The sequence below is a fragment of the Myxococcus sp. AM011 genome (assembly GCF_013372595.1).
GTDB lineage: Bacteria > Myxococcota > Myxococcia > Myxococcales > Myxococcaceae > Myxococcus > Myxococcus eversor.
On record NZ_JABXEM010000089.1, the window covers coordinates 17,629 to 38,055 of the forward strand.

Genomic DNA, 20,427 nt, shown 5'->3' on the forward strand with positions numbered 1-20,427 from the left:
CCCGGCTCGATTGCCGCCTTAACCTGGGTTAACCTCGCCCTCGTCCCCGTGAGATTCCCGAAGCTCTACGAGCAGCTCGCCCCGCTCGGTCCCATTCCCGAGAGTGAGTGGGAGCGGGCCGAGTCGCTCGCGAGGGAGCAGGCGGTGGAGCGCAAGGCCCACTTCCTGCGCCCCGGTGACGCGGCGGACCGCTTCGCGGTGGTGCTCCAGGGCGTGTTCCGTCTGGTGCGCGTGTCGGCGCGAGGCGGCGAGACGGTGAAGGCCTTCCGCGCCGAGGGTGAACTCCTGGGCGCCTACGCGGAGATGCTCCAACGCGTGGCGTCGATGACGTCCATCGAGGCGCTGGAGCCCGCACGGGTGCTGGTGTTCCGGACGCAGGACTTCCAGACGCTGGAAGAGGGTCACGGCTGCTGGGTGCGCGTGGCGCGTCGCGTCGCCGAGCGGCACTTCCTGCTCAAGGAGCGCCGGGAGCAGGAGTTCCTGGAGCTGTCCGCCGAGGAGCGGCTGGACACCTTCTGGGCGGAGAACCCGCATCTGCGCGGGCGCGTGCCACAGCGCGACGTCGCGGCCTACCTCGGCATCACCGAGGTGGCCTTGAGTCGCATCATGTCGCGCAAGCGCAAGCGCACGGAGTGAGCTTCACCGGCTCGTCAGTATCGCTCGAAGACGAAGGTGAACTTCTCCAGTGGCGTCGGTCCGTAGGTGAGGCGCAGGAAGCGGTCTCCAGCGGGCGCGGTGAACTTCAGCACGTGGGTCATCGCGGGGAGACACACGGTGGGGGCCGGCGTCACGGAGGAGGCAATCACCGTCTCGCTCTCCGTCACGTCGTGCACCACCACGGGGACGTCCTGGTTCAGGTACATGATGACCGGCTCGTCGCGCTCCGCGGAGACGACCTCCGAGTAGCCGAGGAACGACGCCCCGCTCGCCGGCAGCGTCAGCTCGTAGAACTCGTGAGGCGAGTCCGTCGCGGGATACATCGTCGTCGGAGACGCGCCCGCCCTCACGGCCACGGGAGCCTCCAGCAACGCGTGCCCGCAGGCGTGCTCCGTGACGCGGTCCCGCTCTCCCGTGGTGAAGTCCAGCCGGCCATTGCCGAGTCCCGCGTGCGCCGCGTCCAGCGTATTGCCCGCGACATCCCGCAGCGACGTGAGGTCCAGCGAGTAGCGGTTGTCCTCCTCCAGCGGTGGCAGGTCCGACTCCGGACGCGGAATGGAGAGCGACAAGGTCAGCGCATCCTCGGACCAGGTGCCCGTGAGGACTCGAGCGGCGTTGGCGGGCACGCTCACGTCCAACAGCGTCACCTGCGCGGCGGTGGAGTCCATGGGCTCGCTGAAGGAGATGCTGACGAGCCGCCGCAGGCTCGTGTTCGTCGCATCCACCTTGTAGGTCTGCACGGGCAGCACGTTCGTCGCGCCTTCCTCGGGGCTGGACGCGGTGACGTGGGGCTTCGTGGTGTCACCTCCCGCATCAGGGCCCGCGTCTGTTGGAGTGCCCGAGTCTGGTGGAGGACCCGCGTCCGGTCCGGCATCCGTCGCGGTGCCCGCATCGGGGCTCGGGTTGAGGGGGTCGTCGTTGTCGCAGCCCGTCAGGGTCAGGACAGCGCAGGTGGAGAGCAGGGCGGCGACGTGGGACAGACGCATGGTCGGGTGTTTCCTCGCGGGGATGCTGGGACGGACGGGTGTGAAGCGCGGGGCGCCCTCGAATACAGAGGGCGCCCCGCTGGAGGGGCCACGGTGGGCCTCTGGTTACAGAGGGGTGAGGCTCAGCAGTTGAAGATGGCGGGGTTCGTGTCGTCGCAGTCGAACCGCTGCTTCACGTAGCCGGCGGGGGCTTCGCAGGCGTAGCGGTACACGGGCGTGTTGGTGCCGTACCCGTCGCCGTCCTGGTCCCGGTAGAAGCGGTCCCGGTTGTCGAAGAGGTACTCGGGGACGACTCCGACCTGGTTCCCCGTCGCGGGGCCCGTGGCCAGGATGTACTCGCGGCCCACGACGAGGTCATACACGCGGGCCTGCGTCAGCGAGCAGGCTGTCTCCGAGACGGACTCGCTGACGAGCGTCGACACCGTGGCGCTGGTGGTGGTGTCCACCACCGTGAAGGCCACGTTCTGCGACAAATAGAACGAGATGGACTCCACCGTGGAGGTGCCCGACGTCACGGCGACAGGGGTGAACGTCACCGAGCCCTCCGCACCCGATGGAAGGTTCAGCGTGTAGTGCTTGTGCCGCGTGCTGATGTCCGGCGCGGTGGCGATGCGCGTGGCGCTCGCCGTCACATTCACGTTGTCCGCGCCGTTGCTCGCGTGGGTGCAGGCGTGGGTCGTCATCAGCGTGTCATCCACCGACACGCACCCTGCCTCCAGCGGCGCCTCCGACTGGCCCGCCGACTCCTGCTCCACCTCGTCCGTGGGGCCGCAGGCCGCCAGCGACAGCCCGAGCAATGCACCGCAAAGGGTCTGCTTCAGCATCTTCATTGTGGGGTTCCTTTCAAACGCCGGGCGCGACGCGCGGGCACCGAAGCGGGCGTCCACCGCCACTCCACGGCGCGGGCATTCATGTCTTAAATGTAATTGAGTTGCAATAACGGCGCGGACGTTTTCCTTGGGAAGAGGGCGTGCGGGTGTGCATGGCTATTCGAGGTGTTCGATGACCAGGCCGACCTCGGGGAGCGAGGTGGGGCCGAGCGTGAGGGTGTACTGGACGCGGTCTGTCAGCTCGTAGCCGACCATGTGCCGAAGGCCCGAGCAGAAGTCGCCCGCGGGCTTCGTTCCCGCCGGGGTGAGCTGCGTCTGGATGGCGGTCTCCACGAAGGTGACGGGGACGTCGGGCGTGCTGAGGTAGACGACGAAGTCACCGCTGGCGAAGGCCTTGTAGCTGAAGGTGCCCGTGTACTGGCCGTTCTCCTCGCGGAGCTTCACGGTGTAGTGCGTGTGGAAGTCGTCCACGCGTGGGTTGCGGCTGGTGGTGGCCGTCACGGTGACGTAGGGGCCGTGCGCGACGTGCCAGCAGGCATGTTCCCCGTCGTCGCCGAAGTCGAAGCCGTCGCTGGGGACGTAGTCTGGGTCCACTTCACAGGCGAGGCCTTCGAGCGCGGCGACGTGGCCCTTGTTGCAATGACACCAGTCGCCCTCGGCCTCACGGTGGATGTGGCCATTGGGAGCGCACGGGTCTTCGGCGTGAGGCTCGACGTTCGGGGGCGTCTCGCCACCATCGCAGGCGGAGACCGCCACGGCGCACGAGGCCAGAAGGGCACGGAGGTTCAATCGCATGCGGGAGCGCTCCATGGGGAGGCGAGAGGAGGGTGTCATTGAGAGACATGGGGTGGCGGGAGTGGCGTGGACGACGTGGCTCGGGGCGGAATGCCCGGAGCGCTCCGGGCACCCGCGAGGGTGAAAGAGGGTGGGGACTACTCCTCGTGGTGGTGCGCGGCCTCCTCGATGACGAGCGAGAAGGTGGAGTTGCGGCTCAGGACGGAGCGGAACTCCAGGTAGTACTCGGTGTCGGCTTCCAGGTCCGCGACGATGGCCGTCTTCAGCGCGCCGCACACGTCGGTGGGAACCTGGTAGCGGCACTCGCGCGCGACTTCGAGGCCCGTCGCCGCGTCGTAGATGCGCAGGCCGCGGTGGCGCGACAGCAGGAAGGCGAACTCACCGGACTCATCGGGGAGGAAGGACACGCGGCCCGCCCAGCCCCAGGAGTTCGTGTTCCAAGGGAGGGTGAGGTTGTACGCGGTGTGAGGCGTGCTGACGTCCACCAGCACGGGCGCACCGAGGGCGGCGGCGGTGGCGGCCTCGAAGGGCCCCAGCTCCGCGTGGATGCAGGCGTGCTCCACGACTTCGGCCAGCTCCTCGGGCTCCTCGCAGGAGGGCAGCAGACCGAGCAGCGCGGAGTCGTCGGTGGACAGCTCGGCGGCGGGGACTTCCTCCTCGGCGGCGGTGGTGCTTCCGCAGCCGGTGAGCAGGAGCGCGACGCTGGTGGCGAGCAGGGACTTCTGGAACAGGGACTGGGGCTTCATCGAGGGACTTCTCCTTGTGGGACTGCTGGGGTGAATCAGTGGCGATGGGGGGCTCAGGGGACGTCCGGCGGGAGGACGACCCAGGCGGCGGAGACCTCACCCGAGGCGAGGTGCTCGGCGGGCAGTTGCAGGTGCGCGCTCCCACCGGGGAGTCGCAGCTCGGGCGTGAGACGGAAGGCCGCCTCGTAGGAGGCCGCGTCCGGGAAGGTGACGCGACTCACGCAGCCCGCGGCGAAGCAGCGCGGTGCCTCCGGTGACTGGATGGGCAGCACGCTCGTCGCCACCTGCTGGCGCCAGAGGTCCAGGGCCTCTCGGGCCTGCTGCGTCCAGGGGGCGTGGCTCTCTCCGGAGGCGGCCAGTGATGCGAGCACGGCCTCTCGGCGCGCGGCTGGCCCGGATGCGGCCGCGCGCAGTGCTTGAACGACGCGCTGTCTGGGCTCCGAGGGCGGTCGGCGCGCGCGGACAGAGGGCGCGGGTTCGCGTCCCGTGGTGTCGAGCGCCGACGGAGTGTCCGTGTCGGGAGGTCTCGTGGGCTCCGCAGCGGAGACGGGGAGCGCGGGGCGTGGTGGCGGGGCTGCTTCGTTGAGGCGCGGTGCCCGCGCGGACTCCGTCGCCGTGGATACCTCCGTGAAGGATGGCTCCACGGGGCGGCGGAGCAGCACGGACGTGAGGGCCGCGAGCGCGAGTCCCGCCACTCCCACGCCCCAGATGAGTCTGTTCATGACCGCCGCTCCTGCTCCGTGGCTGACGGGTAACGAGAGGTCGTGTCCGACCCCGAATGTCAGCGAGCCCCGCAAATATGCAACTGATATCTAAAAGTAATCAAGTTGCATTTACGGGGCGTGCCCGGCGCCTGTTCGAAGTCGGGTGCACTCGGGGGAATCGCGCGGTGCGTCCCTCGCGCCGGGCGTGCGCCGTGGGGCTGAGGACGAGCCCAGAGGTTCCGCGCTGCTTCGCTCGCGGAGGTCTGGAGTGGGTTGCCCGACAAGAGTCTCGGAGCGGGCGCGTGTCCTCGATGGACGAGTCCCCTCACGCGACAGCGCGTGGGCGCCGTCGGCGGGTCATCGTCATCGAGGCAACGAACTCAACCTGGAGTCGGCTCCGCGGGCGTGGCCCGACTGGGCGAGCACATGCAGGTGTTGGTGAAGGCCCGCTCGAAGCTCAGCCCGTTGCTCGCGAGGTGCTGGAACGAGGGCAGGTGCTGCTCCGCCAACCCCTGGGGCCAGTGGCGGAGCCGACGCTGCCGATTCGTCAGGATGATGAGCAGGTTGGGCGGCGTGGAGGCGTCGCCGGGTCGCATGGGCCACTCCAGGATGACGAGGGCCTCCAGCGTACTCCGCGATGTCCCTCCACGCCGGAGCGCGAACCGTCAGGCCGCGTTGGCGGTGACGCCTACGTCCTCGACGGCGGCGAGGCGGGGATGAGGCGTGGCGCGAGCACCGTCCGCGTCGGCCTCTTCCGCAGCCTGCTCCTCCGCGCGGTTCCAGCAGCCCAGCGCCTCCACCCAGCCCTCGAGCAGGTCCATCAGCGCGCTGCGCTGCTCACCACCCAGCGGCATCAACAGGCGCGCCATCCGCTCCTGCACCACCGTGTCCGCGCGCTCCGCCAGGGCGCGGCCCTGCTCGGTGAGGCGCACTCGCACGCGGCGGCGATCATGCCGCACGGAGCGCTCGCGCTGGACGAGCTTGGCGTCCTCCAGGCGGTCCAACAGCCTGCTCAGTCGAGGCAGGGCGATACCACCCAGTCGGTCGGCGAGCACGTTGACGGGCAGCAGGCTCTCCGCCTTCAACCACCAGATGGCCTGTACCTCCATCGGGTCCAGCTCCTGGTGAGGCAGGGCACCCAGAGGGCTGCTGAGGGCGCCGCAGCGCGCCACATCGATGACCAGGTTCCGCAACCGCGCCACCTGCACACGCACTTCCGCCGAAAGCTCGGACATCTTCGTGCCTCCGCCTTTTCGAGCGCCGCTCCCGGTCCGGCCCTTGGGAGTTCATTCGGTCGCCCGCCATGGATGGGGGCTTTCGCCCCGCCTGGAATCGGGAACGAAGAGGCAACGAGGGCATATCGGACCCGTGAATTAATCCGGGCGCCAGGCGCCCGTGGATCCGCACGGCCCGTGGCCTTCAGCTGGCCTGCTGGTGGCGGCCGGCCTTGGCCTTGGCGTGGGCCTTGTCGAAGCCCTCGTAGAAGCGCACGGCCTGCTCGCCCACGCGCTGGATGTGCTGGTTGTTGAAGTAGGCCGTTATCGGCGCGGCCACCAGCGGCATGGCGCGCCCCAGCGTGTGCAGGCCGCCCTTCTCCAGCATCAGCGCGGCCAGCTTCCCCAGCACCTTGGGGCTGGAGCGTTGGATGGGGCCCAGACCGTTGGCGTAGCCGAACAGGTCCAACATCTCCCCCCGCGCGCGCTCCGTCTTGAGGTTGACCTTGTAGAGCGTGGCCAGGTCGGTGAGCAGGATGATCTGCAGATACGCCATGAAGAGCAGGTCGGCCGGCAGCGCGACGAGTCCGAAGACGCCGCTCACCCCACCCACCATGCTGGCCAGGTTCTTCTTCTCGTCGACCAGGCGCTGCGCCAGCTCCCGCACCTCCGCGCGGGGGTAGCGCTTCTCCAGCTCCGCCACCCGCACGCGGGCGCGCTTCGTCTCCTGGAGAACGATGTCCGACAGCCGCGCCGAGCCGAGCTTCTTCAGCTCCGCGGGCGTCAGCTTCTTCATGAAGGCCAGCCGCTCGGCCACGCTGTCGTAGAAGCCCATTGTCGACGCTCCTCTTGGGGCGGGTGTCCCGCGTCCTCTAATAACCCCGCTCGGAGAGATAGAGGTCCACCAGCGCGCCTTCTTCGTACCAGGCGTGCCGCATCTCCACGTTGAACCAGCGCGAGTCCGGCTTTGCTCCTCGCACCTCCAGCTTTATCTGGTTGGGGGACGTGTCGATGACGGCCGCGCGCGCCTTGCAGGCATAACCCGGCTCCTCGCCGTAGCCACCCTCCAGGCAGACTTCGTCGCCCACGGACAGTCGCCGGGTGTACTCCGTGGCCAGGTAGAGCGCCTCGTCGCAACTGGAGCGCACCGATGACTTCCCGTGCGCCACACAGCGAACTTCGAGGGGCGCCTTGACGACGGGGATGGCTCCGTAGAGCGGATCCTCGTCATTGGGGTTGGGCCGGAAAGAGCCCACTGCGGAACAACCGGAGAGTCCCAGCGCGAGCACGCTGGCTCCCACCCACATCCGCCTCATCGTGGTGATTCCTCCGGGGCCATGGGCCCCCCTCTAAAGGTGGGCCGAGCATGGCAAAAGGCGCGCGGAGGGGAAAGCGACGAGAGGGAGACTGCCCTCAGGCGAGCCGGCGAGCGGGCCCCGGAATCTCTTCCGTCTGTCCCGGGACGATGCGGTTCTGGGCGTCCACGAAGACGACGGTGGGCTTCCAGGCGCGGGCCTCTGCTTCCTCGACCTCCGCGAACGTGGCGATGATGACCAGGTCCCCGGGCTTGTTGAGGTGGGCGGCGGCGCCGTTGATGCAGATGACGCCGCTGCCGGGCTCGCCCTCCAGGGCATACGTCTCCAGGCGGGTGCCCTGGGTGACGTTCCAGATGGCCACCTTCTCGTTGGCGATGATGTCCGCCGCACGCAGGAGGTTCTGGTCGATGGTGACCGAGCCTTCGTAATCCAGGTCGGCCTGGGTCACCGTCGCGCGGTGAATCTTGGACTTGAAGAGGATGCGGCGCATGGCGTGTGTCCCCAAGGGGCGCCCAACCGTAACGGCAAGGGCGCCCTGGGACAACATCGAGGTTGAATCCCGCCCGCCTGCTGCCCGGACGGGCGTTATTTCACGATGTTGACGAGCTGGCTCAGGTTGAGCGGCACGGACTGGGTGTCCGAGGTCAACTTTCCATCCAGGCTCAGCTTGGCGTTTCCGCCCGAGCGCAGGGCCATGGCCGCGGAGGCCGCCCGAGCGAAGTGGATGGTGAGCGGGAGCGTCACCTGCTTCGTCCCGCTGCCGTCGAGCATGCCCAGGTTTCCGGTGGACAGCGTCCCCACATCCGCGCCGGCGATCTTGAGCGCGCCGGTGATTCCGGCGACGGGCAGGGGGAAGCTGTTGCGGTTGGTGATGGCCAGGGGGAACTCCACCGTGGCGCTGGTGAGGCCGACGTTGGTGATGCGGGGCGGCTGGAAGGACACCTGCGGAATCTTGGGCACGTCGAAGGTGCCCTCTTTTTCGAGCGGGAAGTTCAGCACGCCGATGGGCGTCTGCACGCCGACGCTGCCCTGGGCCTTGAACAACGCGCGGTCCTTGTTGAGGAAGGTCTCCACGACGGGGACGATGTCCGCGAACTTCACGTTGGCGGGGAAGACGAGCTCGCTCCTTCCGTTGGCCTTGAGGTTCAGGCCCTTCCTGGGCTTGCCAGCCACCACCTGCTTGCCCTCGACGAAGAAGGAGTAGTCGATGCTCGCCAGCTCCAGACCGAAGCCGTTGGGGTTGTTCACCTCGTAGACGAGGTCGACGGTGGCGTCGGAGAGCGACGCGCTGGAGAGCCGCGCCGTCTTGAAGGAGAGGGTGGGCTTCTTGAAGACCCCCTTCAGCGTCTTCTGCAGGGAGGCACAGCCGCTGAACGTGGTGAAGCAGAGAGCGGCCAGGACGAGGACGGCGCGTTTCATCGTGGGCATGGGCGTATCACCAGACGGTCCCTCGCGGCGGGGATTCACGGCGGGGCGCTCGCTCGTGAGGGGTATACCCCTTCGCGCGTACAATTTTGGGATGCGGTACAAAGCCCGCACTCTACACAGGGAATCGCCGTTGACGGAGATCAGGCCACACATGCCTACTTGTGTTCCGCGTAGGGCCTGGCGCGCGCTGGCGCTGGGGTTGTTGGGGTGGGCGCTGGCGTCGTGCAATCGGGGCGGCGCCTCGGCGGCCGAGGCGCCGCGCATCGCGCTGAAGCCCTGCCGGCTGGAGGGCCTGGCGCCCCAGGCGCAGTGCGGGACATACGAGGTCTTCGAGGACCGCGCGGCGAAGTCGGGCCGCAAGCTGTCGTTGAGGGTGGTGGTGGTGCCCGCGCTGGCGGCCCAGCCCCAGCCCGACCCGCTGGTGCTCCTGGCGGGAGGCCCCGGGCAGGCGGCCACGCGGATGGCGTTCATCCTGCCGACCGTCGAGCGCATCCGCCGCCACCGCGACATCCTGCTGGTGGACCAGCGCGGCACCGGTGACTCGAACCCGCTGGACTGCGACCCGGACGAAGGCGAGAGCTTGTCGGAGGCCCTCGATGACAGTCAGCTCCTCCCTCGGATGAAGAAGTGCCGCGAGGGCTGGGACGCGGACGTGCGCCAGTACACCACGCCCGTGGCCATGGACGACCTGGACGAGGTCCGCGCGGCGCTGGGCTACGAGAAGCTCAACCTGTGGGGCATCTCCTACGGGACGCGCGCGGCGCTGGTGTACATGCGCCAGCACCCCGAGCGGGTGCGCACGGCCATCCTCGACGGGGTGGCGCCGATGAGCATGTACCTGCCCCTGTACATGCCCCGCGACGGTCAGCGCGCGCTGGACCTGCTGCTCGTCCATTGCGAACAGGACGCGGCGTGCGCGAAGGCCTATCCCGAGCTGCGCGCGCGCACGGAGGCGCTGCTGTCGAAGCTGGAGACGCCTCAGCGCGTGCGGGTGGCGCACCCGCTGACGGGCAAGCCGGAGGAGGTCGTCCTGTCGCGGCGGGCCTTCCTCGGCGTGCTGCGCAGCCAGTTGTACAGCGCGAACTCCGCCTCGCTGGTGCCGCTGATGCTCGACCAGGCGTCGCGCGACGACTGGGGGGCGTTCACCGCGGTGGCCGTGGGACTGCTCAACGACACGCGGCGCGGGATGAGCCCAGGGCTGCTCTACGCTGTCTTGTGCGCGGAGGACGCGCCCTTTTTCGACGGGGCGAAGGTGGAGGCGGAGGCGAAGGGCACCTGGTTCGGAGCGGACGTCGGTCTGCAGGCGCTCTCCGTGTGCCAGGACTGGCCCCGCGCCGCGCTGCCCGCGGGCTACCGCGAGCCGGTGGTGTCGGACGTGCCCACGCTCCTGCTTTCGGGGGAGCTGGACCCGGTGACGCCGCCCTCGTGGGCCGACGACGCGAGGCGCACGTTGTCGCGCTCGCTCCACGTGGTGGTGCCCGGCGTGGGCCACAACACGCTGGGCGCCGACTGTGCCCTCGCGCTGATGCAGCAGCTCGTGGCGAGCGGCGCCGTGGAGGGGCTCAAGCCCGCTTGCGGCGCGAACCTCACCCGCCCCCCTGTCTTCACCTCCTTCGCTGGCCCCGTGCCCTGATGATTCGAGCCACGAACCTGCACAAGCGCTTTGGCCCGGTGACCGCCGTGGAGGACGTGTCCTTCACCGCCGAGGACGGGATGATTACGGGCCTGCTCGGCCCCAACGGCGCGGGCAAGACGACGACGCTGCGGATGCTCTACACGCTGGTGCGGCCGGACAAGGGCAGCGCCAGCGTGGACGGCGTGGACGTGGTGACGCGTCCGGCGGAGGCCCGTCGCGCGCTGGGGGTGCTGCCGGACGCGCGGGGCCTGTACCCGCGCCTGACGGCCCGCGAGCACGCGAGGTACTTCGGCGAGCTGCATGGCCTGTCGGGCGCCGCGCTCGACAAGCGCGTGGACGAGCTGGTGGACCTGTTGGAGATGAAGGACATCGCGGACCGCCGCGCGGAGGGCTTCAGCCAGGGAGAGCGGGTGAAGGTGGCGCTGGCGCGCGCCCTGGTGCACGGGCCTCGCAACGTGCTCCTGGACGAGCCCACCAACGGGCTGGACGTCATGAGCACGCGCGCGGTGCGCACGCTGCTGCGCCGGCTGAAGGACGAGGGGCGCTGCGTCGTCTTCTCCAGCCACGTCATGCAGGAGGTGGCCGCGTTGTGCGAGCGCGTCGTGGTGGTGGCGCATGGCCGCGTGGTGGCGGACGGCACCCCGGACTCGCTGCGCGCGAGCACCGGCAAGGACAGCCTGGAGGAGGCCTTCGTCACCGTCATCGGCAGTGAGCAGGGGCTGGTTCAATGAGGGGATTGATTGCGACGGTCTTCCGCAAGGAGATGAAGGACCACCTGAGAGACAGGCGCTCGGTTCTCACGTCCCTGGTGACGGGGATGACGGGGCCCTTGCTGACGCTGGTCCTGTTCAGCCTCATCGCCTCCTGGACCCGGCAGGACAAGGTCCTGGAGGTGCCCGTCATCGGCCGCGAGCATGCGCCCAGCCTGATGGCCTTTCTCGCGCGCAACGGCGCGGAGCTGAAGGAGGCTCCCGCGGACCATGAGAGCCTCATCCGCGCGGGAAAGCTCGACCTGGTGCTCGTGGTCCCCCAGGACTACGGCAAGTCGTTCTCCGCCGGGCACACCGCCGACGTGAGCCTCGTGGTGGACAGCTCGCGCCAGTCCGCGCGCGCCACCGTGCAGCGCGCGCGGCGGCTCCTGGAGGGCTATTCGCAACAGGTGGCGACCCAGCGGCTCATCGCTCGCGGTGTGGCTCCGGAGCTGGCCCGCCCCATTCTGGTGGAGGACCTGGACCTCTCCACGCCGGAGCGCGCCGCCGCCCTGATGCTCAACATGGTGCCCCTCTTCCTGATGATCATGGCCTTCACGGGGGGCCTGCAGGTGGCCAGCGACACCATGGCCGGTGAGCGTGAGCGCGGCTCGTTGGAGCCGCTGCTGCTCAACCCCGCGTCTCGCGGAGACATCGTCCTGGGCAAGTGGCTGGCCACTGTCAGCTTCGCCATGGCCTCGACGCTGGTGACGCTGGGAGTCTTCGCGCTCGTGGTGCGACAGCTGCCGCTCGAGGACGTCGGGGTGAAGGCGCGGTTCGACGGGCCGGCCATCCTGAGCATGGCCGTCGCGATTCTCCCGCTGGCCTTCGGCGCTTCCGCGCTCCAGATGTGGGTGTCCACCTATGCTCGCTCCTTCAAGGAAGCGCAGACGTATCTGTCCCTGCTGGTCATGCTGCCCACCCTCCCGGGCGCGTTGATATCGATGTCTCCGATACAGGCGAAGGCGTGGATGTTCGCGGTGCCAGCGCTGGGGCAGGGACTGCTCGCGGGAGAGGTGATGCGAGGCGAATCGCTGGGGCCGGTGCCCTTCCTCGTCGCCATCGTGTCCAACATCGCGCTGGCGCTCGTGGCCCTGGCCGCCACCCAGCGGCTGCTCTCCCAGGAGCGCATCATCTTCGGCCGGAGCTGAGGAGCCGAGGCACACCGACAGTCACTGCCAATGTCGTCGAAGCGTCGGTTCCCGCCCATTCCCGCCGAGCCGGAGTGACTTCGGCCGGCGGTTGGCTTCCAATGGGCGGGGAATGACGCCCGAGAGAGAAGCCCTCCTGCCCCTGGCGCCGGCCTCCGTGGCCACCGCGCAAGGTGAGCCCCGATTCGGCACGTACCAGGGTGAGCTGCCCGAAGTGGACCTCCCCAAGCTGCTGGGACGGTGGGCTCCAGCCCGGACCACGCGCCTGCTCAAGCGCAAGCGGTGGCACTACACCTTCGTGGCGACGCCGGAGGTGGCCGCCCTCTTCGCGGTGGTGGACCTGGGCTACTCGGCCAGCGCCTTCGCGGTGGCGTTGGACCTGCACGAGCGCAAGCCGCTGTGTGACGTGAGCTTCCTGGGCGCTCCAGGCCCCATGCTGTCCTTGGGAGACAAGCCCGGCGCGGGACTCTCCGCGTCCTTCCGGACGCTGGGCGGAAAGCTGTCCATCCGCCGGGGCGAGGAGGACGAGCGCTACCAGGTGGCGGTGGACGTCAGCCGCGTGCGCACCGGCAGCCTCAACACCTTCCAGTGGGCCGGCGAGCTGCTCGTCGCGGGCGGCCCTCCCGCGCTGACGGTGATTGCCCCCGTACAGGGTGACGGGCTCGTGAATGTCACGATGAAGCGCAACGGCCTGTTGTCCTTCGGCAGCCTGGAGGCGGGCGGCAAGCGCTTCCGGCTGGACGGAGGCGTGGGCGGCATCGACTACACGCAGGGCTACCTGGCGCGGCACACGGCCTGGCGCTGGGCCTTCGCCGCGGGCCGGCTCGCGGACGGCACGCCCGTGGGGCTCAACCTCGTCGAGGGCTTCAACGAGAGCAACGCCGACGCCAACGAGAATGCGCTGTGGCTCGGCGACAGGCTGTACCCGCTGGCTCGCGCGCGCTTCGAGTACGACGCGAAGAACCTGCTCGCGCCGTGGAAGCTGACGACGGTGGATGGCGCGGTGGACCTGCGCTTCCAGCCCTTCTACGTCCACCGCGAGGAGCGCAACCTGCGCCTCATCATCAGCCACTTCGCGCAGCCGGTGGGCTTCTTCGAGGGCACGGTGACGGTGGGCGGCCAGACGCTCCAGCTCTCCAACGTCCCCGGCGTCACCGAGGACCAGGACATGCTCTGGTGAGCGTCGTGCCTCCCATGTCCTGTCCCCACTGCCACCAGCCCCTTCCCGAAGCGCGCATCGCCACGTGTCCCCACTGTGGCCGGGACGTGAAGTCTTCCTTCGACAAGCCGCTCATCTCCGAGGAGACCGCCGAGTCCGCCCGGCGCACCGCCGAGTCCGCGGGCCGCGCCGTGCAGTCGATTCTGGAGGACCCTCGCCTGCGGGAGCGACTGCCGGGAGGCTCGCTGCCGCTGCTGGGCTCGGGGCTCGTCGCCGCCGCCGTGCTCCTGCCAGGGCTTCCCATCCTCGGTGGGAGCATCGGCCTGCCGTGGTCCGTGACGATGCTCGCGGGCAGCGTGCTCCTGGGTGCTCGGGAGTGGAGCGCCGCGGGTCGCCCCGTCCCGCCGCCCCTGGAGAAGCTGGCCCAGGTTGCCGCGCACCCGGCCTTTCTTCCCCTCTTCACGGCGCTGGCCATCACCTTCGCGTTCCTGTCCCTGGGCTTCGGACTGGTGCCGCTCGTCTGGATAGGGGCCGCCGTCGTCCTGGGCTACGTGCAGTGGCGCGTGTTCCAGGCGTCGGCCGCCTCGGCGCCCGAGCTGCGACCTTCACCCGAGGCCTCGCGGTTGAAGCAGTGGGTGTGCGCGGGCGCCGCCGTGTGCGCGCTGTCGCTGCTGTTCTCCTGGGGCACGGGGATGCACCTGTCCACGTCCCTGGGCGGCTACGGCTATGACGACCGGTTCGTGTACGAGACGGACAGCACCGGCCGTCCCACGGGCCACACGTATACGGACAGCAAGTACACGTGGAAGCCCGGCATCACCAACACGTCCACCTTCTTCGCGAAGTCAGGACGCGCCCGGCCCGGTGCGCCGCTCATCGTCCTGGCCCTCATGTCCCTGGGGCTCCTGGCCGCCGTGCCGCGTGCGCGTGACGCCATGCCGTCCATGCTCCCGTACATCCTGGCCGGCGTCGTCACCTTGTGGGGACTGCTGGGCCTGGGAATGAGCGCGGGCCCGCTGCTCTTCCTGCTCGGCGCGGTGGCCATCGACGTGGCCCTGGTGCGCGCGCATCGCGCGGCGAACCCAAAGACAGGGGACACACCTCCGGGTGGCGAGGATGCGCCGCCGGGCCCGGGCTGACGCCGAGAGCTGAGTCCTCCCGGCGGGAAGCGCCCGTCTACGCGACGCGGGCGCGGCGTGACTCGACGATGGCGCGGAAGGAGCGGCTTCGCAGCTCCTCCAGCGTGAGGCCGCTGGCCAGCGCTTCGTCCTGGCTGAGCGCGCCGCAGCTCAGGCCCCGGAGGAAGAAGTTGAGCAGGCCCTGACCCGTGGCCGCGTCGTCGAACACGTCACCCACCAGCGTCGCCTGGGCCGCCTTCTCCATGAAGGCCTTGAGGCGACGGGTGGCGGTGTCCAGGCCTTCGAGGAAGAAGGCATACACGGCCGCGTAGCGCACGGGGAGCTGCGCGGGGTGCAAGTCCCACCCCTGATACCAGCCTCGCTCCAGCGAGTGACGGATGTGGCGATAGGAGAGCTGCCACACCCGCTGCACCGCCTCGCTGTTCTCGCGCAGCTGCGTGGGCAGCAGCGGCATGTCACCCTGCTTCTTGTTCGGCGGTATGGGCATCACGTTCGTCGCGCCGTCGGCCAACTGGATGCCGGTGCCCGCGAGCGAGACCTGCACCAAGTCCCGCAGGAAGTCGCAGGCGGGGTGCAGCATGCCCTGCACGTGGGCGCTGACGCTGAGCGCGGCGGTGTAGTCATACAGCCCCAGGTGCACGCTGGAGCATCGCCCCGCGCCCGCGGCCACCAGCGCCGGCAGGTGCAGCCGCCCCTCCTTGTCGAAGAGGGCCTGCGGCGTCTCCACCATCAGCTCCAGCCCCATGGAGCCGCGCGCGAGGCCGTGCTCCGTCTCCAGGACCTCCAGGATTCGGGCGAGCGCCGCCACCTGCTCGGGCGCGGAGACCTTGGGCAGGGTGACGACGAAGGACGGAGGCAGCTTGCCTCCGCTGTGCTCCAGCAGCGTGGTGACGAAGAGGTCCAGCGTGCGCGAGGACCGCTCGAACAGCTCCTCGGTGAAGGACTTCACCCGGATGCCCACGTACGGCGGCAGCGAGCCCTGCGCCAGTCCCTGTGCCATCTCCCGCGCGGCGGAGACAGCGTGCGAGTCCTCCTCCGCGTCGGGACGGTGGCCATAGCCGTCCTCGAAGTCGATGCGGTAGTCCTCCACCGGCTCGCGCGCGAGCTTGTCCAGCACGCGCTCGTAGACGCGCTGGGCGAAGCGGCCCCGCTGCGGCAAGCCCAGCCCGTGGGCCAGCTCCGCCGCGTCCGGCGCGTAGTCCTTCATGGCTCCCAGCGCCAGGTTCCCCAGCTTCCGCGCTGCCTCCGCGCGGAAGAGATGGGCGCCGCCGTACACGACGTGCACGGGCTGGCGACGCGGGGAGTCCCCCGGGTAGGCGCGCGCGAGCTCGGCGTTGGCCCGCCGGAGGGACTCACGCGCGTCGGAGAGGCTGGAGGGCGTCAAGGTGGTCTTCATCGAGAGCCTCTCAGGAGGTGTGCATCAGGCCTGGCGCTTCAGCCACGCGGAGACCTCGGGGCCGCAGCGCTCGAGCAGCTCCACGTCCTGGGACAGCCGCTCCAGCGTCTGCGCGGTGGCCTGGTTGGCGTCGCTCACCGGCTGGTCCTTCAGCAGCGCCTTCACCGCCTCCAACTGCTCGCGCGTGCGCAGCATGCCCAGCGACTCCACGATTCGGCGCACCAGCATGGGCGCGCCGCCCGTGCGCGCCACGACTTCCTTCCACTGCTTGCGCATCTGTGCCCACCACGCGTCGCGGCCGGTGCGGTTGGCCAGGAGCCCCGTCACGAAGCTGGCCACGTCCTGCGTCTTCACCGTGTCGGAGAAGAACAGGCCCTGCGCGCGCTCGGCCAGCGCCGGGTCCTCGAAAGTCGTGAGCGCCATCAGGTAGCGGCGCTGCGTGGCCGGGTCCGGCTCCCCCGGCATCTTCTGGAGGAACGTGTCGAAGAGGGCCGAGTCCCCCGCGCGCGCCACCATGGCCACCGCGGCGTCGAGCAGGTTGGGCTCCAACGCGTCACGCTCTCCCTGGAGCATGCGCGCCACGCGAGGACGGGCCTCCGCGAGCGCCTCCGGGCTGCGCGAGAGGCCACCCACCGCGCGCACCAGCGCGGAGCGCCGCAGCTTCACCCGGTCCGACTCGCCCGCCGTCGCCTGCCAGCCCAGCTTCTTGAGGCCCGGGCTGAGCAGCTTCTCCACCCATGCGCGCACGCGCGCCTGGTCCTCGCCGTCCACCAGCCGGCTCTCCACGTATGCGAGCCTGCCCACCAGCTCGTCCAGGACGGAGTCGTCCTCCTCGTTCCCGAAGCGCGCGGCCAGATCCAACAGGTCCGCCACCGAGTCCCGTCCCGAGCGCACCAGCGCCCACTGGTCCGCCAGGAGGGAGATGCGCTCCGAGGGCGCCAGGGCCTGGAGGTTCGACGTCAGCCCCGCGAGCGACGCCTTGTCGTAGGCCACGCGGTAGAAGCCGGTGGAGCCCGCGTTGGCGCACAGCCACTTCACCGCGCCGGAGCCCTCCAGCTTCACGGTGGCCTGCTTGTCGCGCAGGAGCACCCGCTGCTCGCGCACGCCCGTGCCGTCCTCGTAGCGCAGCACCATGGGCACCGGCCACTTCTCGCCGCTCTCCACGCCGGGCTCGGAATAGAAACGCTGCTGTGACAGCGCCACCTCGTGGCCCTCCACGCGCGCCGTCACCAGGGGGAAGCCGCTCTGGCCCACCCACGCGGTGGCCAGCTCCTCCACCGGCTGCTTCGCCGCCTCGCCCAGCGCGTTCCAGAGGTCTTCCTTCACCGCGTTGGCGCGCGCGTGCTTGCGCATGTACAGGCGGATGCCGTCGCGGAAGGGGCCCTCCCCGAGGAAGCCCTCAATCATCCGCAGCACCGCGCCGCCCTTCTCGTACGTAATCGCGTCGAAGCTCTCACCGGCCTCGCCCGCGTTGCGCACCTCGCCGTGGATGGGGTGCGTGGACTTCAGCGCGTCCAGGAACAGCGCGCTGGTGCGGTGCGAGTCGAAGTCCAGCCACATGCGCCACTCGGGCTTCCACTGGTCGACAATCTTGAAGGCCATCCACGTGGCGAACGCCTCGTTGAGCCAGAGGTCGTCCCACCACACCATGGTGACCCAGTTGCCGAACCACTGGTGCGCCAGCTCATGCGTGACGACTTCCGCCACGCGCTTCTGCACGGACAGGGGCGCGGTGGCCGGGTCCAGCAGCAGCGCGACTTCGCGGTACGTAATCAGGCCGGCGTTCTCCATCGCGCCCGCCTCGAAGTCCGGGATGCCCACCTGGTCCACCTTGGTGAAGGCATACGGCAGGCCGAAGTAGTCCTGGAGCCGGGGCAGCACCGCCAGCGCCACGTCCTGGCCAAAGCGCGTCAGGTGCTCCTTCTCCTTCAGCGCCCAGGTGCGCACCGGCACGCCACCCACCAACTGCTCCGGCGTGCCCACCAGCGGGCCCACCACCAGCGCGATGAGGTAGCTGCTGAGCACCTCCGTCTCCTGGAACGTCACCTTCGTCAGCGCGCCGTCCTGCTCCTCCTTGATGATGGTGCCGTTGCCCAGCACCGCGAGCCCCTTCGGCACGCGCACGCCGAGGGCCCATTTCGCCTTGAAGGCGGGCTCGTCGAAACAGGGGAAGACGCGGCGCGCGTCAGCGGCCTCGAACTGCGTCGCCGCCACCTTGCCCGCCATGTACAGGCCGCGCAGGCCGTCCGTGAAGGGGCCCGTCCACGCGAGCTCCAGCGTGGCGGGGCCCTTGGGCAGCGGCGCGTCGAAGGTCAGCACCACCGTCTCGCTCACCGCGACGGGCCGGATGGACGCGGGCTTGTGCTGCGCATTGCCCGAGCGGAAGGTGACGTCGCCCAACTGGAGGGCGATGGCGTGGAGGATGATTTCGCGCGTGGGCTCGGCCAGCTCCACGTCGACGGTCTGCTGTCCGGAGAAGGACTTCGCGTCCAGGTCCAGGGTCAGCGTGGCCGCGTAGCGGGAGGGGCGAACGGCGGTGGGGAGCCGGAAGTTCTTGTCTTCGGTCGGATGCGCCATAGGGAGGCGGAATCTAGCCTCGCTCGCGGCGCGCGTTCCCACTTCTGTCACCCGGGTGCAAGAAACCTGTCGTCCGCCGGGTGGGGTGTCGTCCGCCACACCCTTACGGCCCCGACTCTCCCCCCGGGGTTTTCTTCCGTCCGCGCGGCGCGGGACCTGGGACCAACTGGTGGAAGAGGCTGGACTCGCGCTGGAAGAAGCCGTCCGTGTGGAATGAGTGGGACAGCTCCAGGAGCTGGAAGTCCAGGTGATGACACAGCTCATGCAGGAAGGTGCGCAGGTACGTGCGGAAGGCCACCACGCGCGCCTGCTTCGCGGTGCGCATCCAGACCTGGAGTCGAGGCCTGCGCCCCGGCTCCCAGGTGTAGAGCCCATGCAGCTCGCCCTCCTCGGACGAGGGCCGCACCTCCAGCACCTCCACCCGGACGGGGGCGACATCCAGTCGCTCACACAGCGCACCGCCGAGCTTCGCGGTGGCGCGCTCCAGCGGGGCCCGCTCGCCGGAGGCCAGCGCCTCTCGCACGGCCTCCACCTGGGGGCGCAGCGTCGTGGGCTCCCTCACCCGGAGGGCCGTCACTCCATCGCTCATCCGATAGATGCGTTGCTGCTCGGGGCTGAGCTGCTCGTAGTAGGCGAAGGGCACGGGGCGGCGACACTCTAGCGAGCATGGGGCGCGGGCGCGCCCGCATCCGGTCCTCCGAGCATGGGCCTTCCCGCTCCCCTGGCCTCGCCGCGCTTCCTCGCCCGGGCCTGCCTACCTTGCGGTGGGGGTCGGAATGGCACTCACGCTGGGGCGCGCCGCCTGGGAGCGCGCGGTACTGCTCGCGGTGTCCTTCGAGGTCCTGAAGGTCGTCAGCTCCCACTTCGTGTTCCCGCCCCTGAGCAGCGCGGTCCTCTGGCTGCCCGCGGGGTTGACGCTGGCGTTCCTGCTGCGCTCCCCCACGCGCATGTGGCCCGCCCTGCTGGCCGCCGTCTTCGCCGCGGAGCTGGGCTCGGTACTGTCCCAGGGACTGCCCTGGGGGCTGTCCGCGACCTGGGCGTTGGGCAACGTGTTGCGCACCTGGCTGGCCGCGGCGCTGATGCGGCGCTGGGTGGGGCCGGCCGTGCGCTTTCACCAGGTGCGGGATGTCACTGGATTGTTGATGCTCGGGGGAGTGGTGGGCGCGCTGCCGAGCGCCACGCTGGGTGCGCTCGCCGCGACGAAGTGGCTGGGCTCGGCATCGTTCGGGCGCGAGTGGATTGTCTGGTGGCTCAGCGACGCGCTGGGCACGGTGCTCGTCGCGCCGTTGATACTGACGTGGTGGCCGGTGACGCGTGCGTCTTCGCCGCCAAGGCGCCTGGGGGAGTCCTTCCTGTTGATGGGCGCGGTGGCGCTCGTCGGCATGCTCGTCTTCCACATCGATGGCCCGACGGAGTCCGCGGCCATCTCCACCACGTTGCCCTACGCCGCGTTTCCCCTGGTCATCGCCGCGGCGCTGCGACTGGGCCCGCGAGGGGCGGCGACCGCGTCCGCGGTGATGAGCGTGGTGGCGGTGGAATACACGAGGCTGGGCAGGGGGCCCTTCGGAGAGCTGCCCGTGCCCGCGTGGGAGCGCGGCCTGTCCGTGCAGGTGTTCCTGGCGGTGCTCAGCCTGTCGGCGTTGACGGTGGCGGCCGTGGTGGCGGAGCGGCGACGGGCGGAGGTCGCGCAGCGCGTGCTGGCCACCGTGGGCGTGGTGCTCGCCGAGTCTCCTGAATGGAGCGTCACGCTGCCCCGGGTGGCGCGGCTGCTCGTGCCCGAGCTGGCGACGGGCGCGGCCATCTGGTTGCAGAACGCCGAGGGCGTGGTGGAGCGGGTGGCGGCGGCCGGGTGGACGCAGGCGCGCGAGGTGGGGCTGCGAGGCGGATTTCCCCCGCTGCCGGCACGGGTGAGCGAATGGGTTGGCGCGGAGGGCTCGGGGGTGC

Annotated in this window: 21 protein-coding genes; 7 read left to right on the forward strand and 14 right to left on the reverse strand. The window is 69.9% G+C overall.

The window, feature by feature from the left end; genetic code table 11:
- Positions 1 to 48 precede the first annotated feature (48 nt).
- Entirely contained in the window at positions 49 to 636 is a 588-nt protein-coding gene (locus tag HUW62_RS19805) for a Crp/Fnr family transcriptional regulator (protein WP_163864241.1), read from the forward strand.
- 14 nt (positions 637 to 650) lie between these two features.
- Here HUW62_RS19805 and HUW62_RS19810 read toward each other — a convergent pair whose 3' ends face one another.
- From HUW62_RS19810 to HUW62_RS19860, 11 genes are all read right to left on the reverse strand, one after another.
- Entirely contained in the window at positions 651 to 1,643 is a 993-nt protein-coding gene (locus tag HUW62_RS19810) for an Ig-like domain-containing protein (protein WP_176435310.1), read from the reverse strand.
- Positions 1,644 to 1,765: 122 nt separating this feature from the next.
- Positions 1,766 to 2,473 (reverse strand): hypothetical protein, encoded by a 708-nt coding sequence (locus tag HUW62_RS19815; RefSeq protein WP_176435311.1) that lies wholly within the window; start codon positions 2,471 to 2,473, stop codon positions 1,766 to 1,768.
- Positions 2,474 to 2,629: 156 nt separating this feature from the next.
- Positions 2,630 to 3,268 (reverse strand): hypothetical protein, encoded by a 639-nt coding sequence (locus HUW62_RS19820; RefSeq protein ID WP_176435312.1) that lies wholly within the window; start codon positions 3,266 to 3,268, stop codon positions 2,630 to 2,632.
- 137 nt (positions 3,269 to 3,405) lie between these two features.
- Positions 3,406 to 4,014: a hypothetical protein gene (locus tag HUW62_RS19825; protein WP_255203526.1), complete on the reverse strand. Its 609-nt coding sequence runs from the start codon at positions 4,012 to 4,014 to the stop codon at positions 3,406 to 3,408.
- Positions 4,015 to 4,067: 53 nt separating this feature from the next.
- Entirely contained in the window at positions 4,068 to 4,736 is a 669-nt protein-coding gene (locus HUW62_RS19830; protein ID WP_176435313.1) for a hypothetical protein, read from the reverse strand.
- A gap of 362 nt (positions 4,737 to 5,098) precedes the next feature.
- A complete protein-coding gene (locus HUW62_RS19835) occupies positions 5,099 to 5,314 on the reverse strand; it encodes a hypothetical protein (protein ID WP_176435314.1) in 216 nt (71 codons plus the stop codon).
- Positions 5,315 to 5,383: 69 nt separating this feature from the next.
- Positions 5,384 to 5,953, reverse strand: coding sequence for a MarR family winged helix-turn-helix transcriptional regulator (locus tag HUW62_RS19840; protein WP_163864235.1), 570 nt, complete (start codon positions 5,951 to 5,953; stop codon positions 5,384 to 5,386).
- 184 nt (positions 5,954 to 6,137) lie between these two features.
- On the reverse strand, positions 6,138 to 6,767 hold the full coding sequence (locus HUW62_RS19845) for an EcsC family protein (RefSeq protein ID WP_163864234.1): 630 nt from the start codon (positions 6,765 to 6,767) through the stop codon (positions 6,138 to 6,140).
- Positions 6,768 to 6,804: 37 nt separating this feature from the next.
- Positions 6,805 to 7,248 carry a hypothetical protein gene (locus HUW62_RS19850; protein WP_163864233.1) on the reverse strand — a complete coding sequence of 148 codons (444 nt, stop codon included), beginning with the start codon at positions 7,246 to 7,248 and terminating at the stop codon, positions 6,805 to 6,807.
- A 97-nt stretch (positions 7,249 to 7,345) separates the two neighbouring features.
- Positions 7,346 to 7,738 (reverse strand): aspartate 1-decarboxylase, encoded by a 393-nt coding sequence (gene panD, locus HUW62_RS19855; RefSeq protein WP_163864232.1) that lies wholly within the window; start codon positions 7,736 to 7,738, stop codon positions 7,346 to 7,348.
- Positions 7,739 to 7,833: 95 nt separating this feature from the next.
- A complete protein-coding gene (locus HUW62_RS19860; RefSeq protein ID WP_163864231.1) occupies positions 7,834 to 8,676 on the reverse strand; it encodes an LEA type 2 family protein in 843 nt (280 codons plus the stop codon).
- Positions 8,677 to 8,827: 151 nt separating this feature from the next.
- On the opposite strand from HUW62_RS19860, the gene HUW62_RS19865 reads away from it, so the two are divergent.
- From HUW62_RS19865 to HUW62_RS19885, 5 genes are all read left to right on the forward strand, one after another.
- Positions 8,828 to 10,309 (forward strand): alpha/beta hydrolase, encoded by a 1,482-nt coding sequence (locus HUW62_RS19865; RefSeq protein WP_240356222.1) that lies wholly within the window; start codon positions 8,828 to 8,830, stop codon positions 10,307 to 10,309.
- Positions 10,309 to 11,043, forward strand: coding sequence for an ATP-binding cassette domain-containing protein (locus HUW62_RS19870; protein WP_176435315.1), 735 nt, complete (start codon positions 10,309 to 10,311; stop codon positions 11,041 to 11,043). Before HUW62_RS19865 ends, HUW62_RS19870 begins: the two co-directional genes overlap by 1 nt.
- A complete protein-coding gene (locus HUW62_RS19875; protein WP_163864228.1) occupies positions 11,040 to 12,212 on the forward strand; it encodes an ABC transporter permease in 1,173 nt (390 codons plus the stop codon). Before HUW62_RS19870 ends, HUW62_RS19875 begins: the two co-directional genes overlap by 4 nt.
- A gap of 112 nt (positions 12,213 to 12,324) precedes the next feature.
- Positions 12,325 to 13,392: a DUF2804 domain-containing protein gene (locus HUW62_RS19880; protein ID WP_163864227.1), complete on the forward strand. Its 1,068-nt coding sequence runs from the start codon at positions 12,325 to 12,327 to the stop codon at positions 13,390 to 13,392.
- Positions 13,389 to 14,510 carry a zinc ribbon domain-containing protein gene (locus tag HUW62_RS19885; protein ID WP_217911437.1) on the forward strand — a complete coding sequence of 374 codons (1,122 nt, stop codon included), beginning with the start codon at positions 13,389 to 13,391 and terminating at the stop codon, positions 14,508 to 14,510. Before HUW62_RS19880 ends, HUW62_RS19885 begins: the two co-directional genes overlap by 4 nt.
- Before the next feature lie 37 nt (positions 14,511 to 14,547).
- On the opposite strand, the gene HUW62_RS19890 is transcribed toward HUW62_RS19885, so the two are convergent.
- The 3 genes from HUW62_RS19890 to HUW62_RS19900 form a co-directional block, all read right to left on the reverse strand.
- Entirely contained in the window at positions 14,548 to 15,906 is a 1,359-nt protein-coding gene (locus HUW62_RS19890; RefSeq protein ID WP_176435317.1) for a phosphoenolpyruvate kinase, read from the reverse strand.
- A 24-nt stretch (positions 15,907 to 15,930) separates the two neighbouring features.
- Positions 15,931 to 18,483, reverse strand: coding sequence for a M1 family metallopeptidase (locus tag HUW62_RS19895; protein WP_163864225.1), 2,553 nt, complete (start codon positions 18,481 to 18,483; stop codon positions 15,931 to 15,933).
- Positions 18,484 to 18,586: 103 nt separating this feature from the next.
- Positions 18,587 to 19,126: a hypothetical protein gene (locus HUW62_RS19900; protein ID WP_163864224.1), complete on the reverse strand. Its 540-nt coding sequence runs from the start codon at positions 19,124 to 19,126 to the stop codon at positions 18,587 to 18,589.
- A 133-nt stretch (positions 19,127 to 19,259) separates the two neighbouring features.
- On the opposite strand from HUW62_RS19900, the gene HUW62_RS19905 reads away from it, so the two are divergent.
- Positions 19,260 to 20,427: MASE1 domain-containing protein (locus HUW62_RS19905; RefSeq protein ID WP_176435318.1), on the forward strand; the 1,168-nt coding region annotated here is incomplete at its 3' end.

Bases quoted from the DNA above. Each gene is read 5' to 3' on its own strand.
- HUW62_RS19875 (WP_163864228.1), top strand. From the start codon at position 11,040: ATGAGGGGATTGATTGCGACGGTCTTCCGCAAGGAGATGAAGGACCAC.
- panD (WP_163864232.1), bottom strand. From the start codon at position 7,738: ATGCGCCGCATCCTCTTCAAGTCCAAGATTCACCGCGCGACGGTGACC.
- HUW62_RS19890 (WP_176435317.1), bottom strand. From the start codon at position 15,906: ATGAAGACCACCTTGACGCCCTCCAGCCTCTCCGACGCGCGTGAGTCC.
- HUW62_RS19870 (WP_176435315.1), top strand. From the start codon at position 10,309: ATGATTCGAGCCACGAACCTGCACAAGCGCTTTGGCCCGGTGACCGCC.
- HUW62_RS19845 (WP_163864234.1), bottom strand. From the start codon at position 6,767: ATGGGCTTCTACGACAGCGTGGCCGAGCGGCTGGCCTTCATGAAGAAG.
- HUW62_RS19820 (WP_176435312.1), bottom strand. From the start codon at position 3,268: ATGCGATTGAACCTCCGTGCCCTTCTGGCCTCGTGCGCCGTGGCGGTC.
- HUW62_RS19880 (WP_163864227.1), top strand. From the start codon at position 12,325: ATGACGCCCGAGAGAGAAGCCCTCCTGCCCCTGGCGCCGGCCTCCGTG.
- HUW62_RS19835 (WP_176435314.1), bottom strand. From the start codon at position 5,314: ATGCGACCCGGCGACGCCTCCACGCCGCCCAACCTGCTCATCATCCTG.
- HUW62_RS19895 (WP_163864225.1), bottom strand. From the start codon at position 18,483: ATGGCGCATCCGACCGAAGACAAGAACTTCCGGCTCCCCACCGCCGTT.
- HUW62_RS19860 (WP_163864231.1), bottom strand. From the start codon at position 8,676: ATGCCCACGATGAAACGCGCCGTCCTCGTCCTGGCCGCTCTCTGCTTC.
- HUW62_RS19815 (WP_176435311.1), bottom strand. From the start codon at position 2,473: ATGAAGATGCTGAAGCAGACCCTTTGCGGTGCATTGCTCGGGCTGTCG.
- HUW62_RS19830 (WP_176435313.1), bottom strand. From the start codon at position 4,736: ATGAACAGACTCATCTGGGGCGTGGGAGTGGCGGGACTCGCGCTCGCG.
- HUW62_RS19865 (WP_240356222.1), top strand. From the start codon at position 8,828: ATGCCTACTTGTGTTCCGCGTAGGGCCTGGCGCGCGCTGGCGCTGGGG.
- HUW62_RS19825 (WP_255203526.1), bottom strand. From the start codon at position 4,014: ATGAAGCCCCAGTCCCTGTTCCAGAAGTCCCTGCTCGCCACCAGCGTC.
- HUW62_RS19850 (WP_163864233.1), bottom strand. From the start codon at position 7,248: ATGAGGCGGATGTGGGTGGGAGCCAGCGTGCTCGCGCTGGGACTCTCC.
- HUW62_RS19810 (WP_176435310.1), bottom strand. From the start codon at position 1,643: ATGCGTCTGTCCCACGTCGCCGCCCTGCTCTCCACCTGCGCTGTCCTG.
- HUW62_RS19840 (WP_163864235.1), bottom strand. From the start codon at position 5,953: ATGTCCGAGCTTTCGGCGGAAGTGCGTGTGCAGGTGGCGCGGTTGCGG.